We start from the raw sequence: 448 nt of genomic DNA, 5'->3' as shown, positions 1-448 counted from the left end.
AACCGAGGCAATCCTTCAGACTGCCCATCTTCTTCTGACCTCACTCGAAGGCGGGCGGCCGATCAGCACCAATGTGCTGGGGTCCGCCATGTCTTCGTGCTTCGGTGGGACCGACGCGGAGGGCTACTGGATCTGGAAGGACGCCTACGAGGCGCTCGAGGTTGCCCAGGTCTTGTTCATCCGCAAGTTTGGAGCGGCAATTCTCTCACGCTCGGCTTCGTCGGATGCGGCGCTGGCGATGCTGAAGAAAGTCGCGCAACTTGTGCCCACGCACACGCGGCGCTCACAAGAAAGCCAGGCGATGCAGCAGCTCTCCACGCCGCTGCCGCTTGCCTTTGTGGTCGCCCGAGCCGGGGCCATTGCTTCATCGGATTTGGTGCTTGAGCCCTCGGCCGGCACCGGTCTGCTTGCCGTCCATGCCGAAATCGCCCGCGCCTCGCTCACGCTC

General features: G+C 63.6%; 1 protein-coding gene. It reads left to right on the top strand.

The features are described 5' to 3' along the window. Positions 1-88: 88 nt before the first annotated feature. The coding region (locus EOA29_RS40060; protein WP_348628949.1) for a hypothetical protein at positions 89-448 on the top strand (360 nt) is incomplete at its 3' end.

The sequence above is a fragment of the Mesorhizobium sp. M1E.F.Ca.ET.063.01.1.1 genome, from assembly GCF_003998155.1.
Classification (GTDB): domain Bacteria; phylum Pseudomonadota; class Alphaproteobacteria; order Rhizobiales; family Rhizobiaceae; genus Mesorhizobium.
The sequence above is the reverse complement of the archived record's forward strand: the minus strand, read 5'-3'. Positions and strand labels throughout refer to the sequence as shown.